The sequence below is a fragment of the uncultured Kiloniella sp. genome (assembly GCF_937128705.1).
Lineage (GTDB): Bacteria > Pseudomonadota > Alphaproteobacteria > Kiloniellales > Kiloniellaceae > Kiloniella.
The window spans coordinates 1-3,039 of record NZ_CAKZMP010000396.1; the positions used below are offsets into that span (position 1 = coordinate 1).

Genomic DNA, 3,039 nt, shown 5'->3' on the forward strand with positions numbered 1-3,039 from the left:
ATCATACGTTGTTGGTAACGTTCATCTTTGGACCCTACTTTGCCAGTGTTGCTGTTCAGCATTTCATGGCCGCAGGACTGGACAACGAACTCGCCGGGGCCCGTGCACAAAGTCTTTGGGCAATGGCCCTGACGGTAACGGGGCTGATAATCGGTTTTGGCGCTCCAGTGATGGGGGCCTTGGCCGACAGCACCGGTCGTCGCATGCCATGGATCGTCGTATTCTCGGCGATGTACGTGATTGGTGCATGGGGCATTTGGTATATGTTGCCCGACGGTTCGAACCTGATGTGGGGGCTTTATGCATTTGGCATAGGTTTCATTGGGGCGGAATATGCCCTGATCTTTATAAATTCTCAGCTTCCCGATCTAGGAACTCAAGATCAAATTGGGGAAATTTCCGGCTCGGGGTTTGCCTTTGGATACGCTGGCGGATTTATTTCGCTGCTTATTTTGCTGTTGCTGTTTGTCGAACAGGGGAACGGGAAAACCCTGATCGGGCTGGACCCAATTCTAGGGTTGAATGCAGCCGAACGCGAAGGCACGCGTATTGTTGGGCCGTTCACAGCGCTTTGGTACATTCTGTTCATGATCCCTTATTTCATGTGGGTGCGCGATAAGCCTCGTGTCGGACCACCGGGGTCGGTCAACGATGCCTTTGTAATGCTGGGCAAATTGATTGCCAGCCTTCGGCATCGGCTAAGCCTGTCGGCCTATCTGGGTTCTTCGATGTTCTACAGGGATGCACTGAATGGGCTTTACGGCTTTGGCGGTGTCTACGCCAACTTGGTTCTGCATTGGGAAATAACACAGATTGGTATCTTCGGGATCGTGGCGCTGATTTCATCGGTCATTTTCAGCTTTTTTGGCGGCAAATGGGATCGTCGATTTGGCCCAAAACCAGTCATAATCGCCGCCATCTGGGTATTGATAATTGTCTGCGTAATCATCGTCAGTATGTCCCGTACCCAGATCATGGGCATGCCGCTTCCAGATGGGTCCAGCCTGCCTGATTTCATATTCTTTGGCTGTGGTATTCTTATTGGCGGCATGGGGGGCGTGGTTCAATCAGCCAGTCGAAGCCTGATGGTGCGTCATTCTGATCCCGAAGCACCGACAGAATACTTTGGTCTTTATGGGCTTTCTGGGCGGGCAACCGCCTTCATAGCACCATCCCTGATCGCACTAGTGACGACACTAACAGAAAGTGCGAGATTGGGTGTATCGCCGATCGCATTCCTTTTCATCATCGGCTTAGTACTGTTGCGGTGGGTCAACCCCAAAGGAGAAACCAAATAGTGTTTCGCAAGCTATCACTTTTAGTCTTGTTTACCTTTGGTCTTATGGTGCCCGCTGTGGCGGAATGTGACGGCCTCGATCAGGATGGGCCCCAGTCCGGCACGGCATTTCTTTACTGCGTCAGAGACTGTTTCGTAGACAAGAAGAGAGTCATTGCCGTCAATCCGATGGCTTTCCACTCCTATCGCCTCTCCACGTTTATAAAGCTCGGTTTCCCGAGTGGCTTCTGCAAGCGTCGTTGACACCGCATATTGATTGTTTTCCACGATCAGGATGAAGTTCAGGTTCCATATCGCGGCCAGATTCAAAGACTCGAGGAACGTGCCATTGTTGCTGGCCCCGTCCGTCGAAAACGCGATGGTCACTGCATCGGACCCGCGCACTTGTGCAGCCATTGCCGCACCGACTCCCAACGGAGTGCTCGCGCCAACAATGCCATTGGCCCCAAGATTGTTCTTGGTGATGTCGGCGATATGCATCGAGCCGCCGTAGCCTTTGCAATATCCAGTTTCTTTCTGAAGAAGCTCGGCGACCATGCCTTCGACTCTTGCGCCCTGTGCAATACAATGCCCGTGTCCCCGGTGGGTTGAGGCGATGTAGTCACCTTCTGCAAGCGCCGCGCATGCGCCCGTGGCGATACCTTCCTGACCTAAATAAGGATGGAAATATCCACGCACCAAACCCTGCCGGTATAGTTTTATACCCTCAGTTTCAAAATTTCTGATTTTATAAGCCGTCTTGAAAAGTTTTTCCAAAAGGTCACTCGAAGGCATGTTTTCTTTATCTTGTAGAGGCATAGTCAAGCTCCGACCGGCAATTTTAGCTTCAATTCGTCGATGGAATGATTCTATACCACAACGAATTTCGATGAGTAAAGAAATTTTCACCAAAAATTTCAATTGGTTGATATTTATAATACAAAATAACACCAACAGCTAAAGATAAATAATCTAAGCTATTGACATGTACTATCTAAACTTATACTGGGTGAAAATCTAGTTAAACTATCAGAAAACAATCAAATAACAAATCAATTAATCTAGTTATCAGACTTTTAATGGATCTAAAATCAAAGAGCAGTTACAGATTGGTTATGCCTTACTACCATCATTGAGATATATAATAGGATACTCATTATGACCTTAAAAACACCTAAAGATGATATACAAACTATCAGTGTAAATTAAATTTTAAACTGTAGTCATATTTCAGGACTTGCTATGTTTATTGGATTTAATAAGTTTCTATACCTAACGAATGTAATCCCTTGTGGAAGTAGTAAATTATTTATAAAACTTAACAAAAGTTAATTCAAAGCTTTTCAAGAAGATTATAATTAAAAAAAATGTCTTTTTTTTACCTCATTTATATTGCTAGAAAAGTCTGTGGTCATCAGAACACTAATTTTCCTATACAGGTTTAATCGAATACATTCAGAGAAAGATTGACTTAATATCTTCAATTTTTTCTTTTGAAATATCTAGGCGATAATAACTTTTTCCAAATGCACTTTTAATGTAAATCAAATCGCTTAAGAGATTACTAAATTCAGTCTTTAAATTATATAGCTCCTTTCTATTTTTATCTAATTCCTCAGAATAATAATCTAATAATCTTTCAGTTTTTGTTTTAGAGGCTTCTATTTCCTCTTGAGTTCGTTCAATATATTCAGGTTCTTCTTTCTCTACTTCTTCAAATAAAGACTCTAACATTTCACGAGTAGGTATCAATTGTGTTTTCT

The 3,039-nt window shown here is 44.3% G+C and carries 3 protein-coding genes; 1 reads left to right on the forward strand and 2 read right to left on the reverse strand.

Going from position 1 to position 3,039, the window contains the following annotated elements; all coding sequences use genetic code 11:
• Positions 1-1,298, forward strand: a 1,298-nt coding sequence (locus Q0241_RS20680) for an MFS transporter (RefSeq protein ID WP_299380978.1), incomplete at its 5' end; no start/stop codon positions are given.
• Positions 1,299-1,318: 20 nt separating this feature from the next.
• On the opposite strand, the gene Q0241_RS20685 is transcribed toward Q0241_RS20680, so the two are convergent.
• On the reverse strand, positions 1,319-2,095 hold the full coding sequence (locus tag Q0241_RS20685; protein WP_299380979.1) for a thiamine pyrophosphate-dependent dehydrogenase E1 component subunit alpha: 777 nt from the start codon (positions 2,093-2,095) through the stop codon (positions 1,319-1,321).
• A 636-nt stretch (positions 2,096-2,731) separates the two neighbouring features.
• Positions 2,732-3,039 (reverse strand): hypothetical protein (locus Q0241_RS20690; RefSeq protein WP_299380980.1); only part of this gene is annotated, 308 nt, incomplete at its 5' end.

Bases quoted from the DNA above. Each gene is read 5' to 3' on its own strand.
- Q0241_RS20685 (WP_299380979.1), bottom strand. From the start codon at position 2,095: ATGCCTCTACAAGATAAAGAAAACATGCCTTCGAGTGACCTTTTGGAA.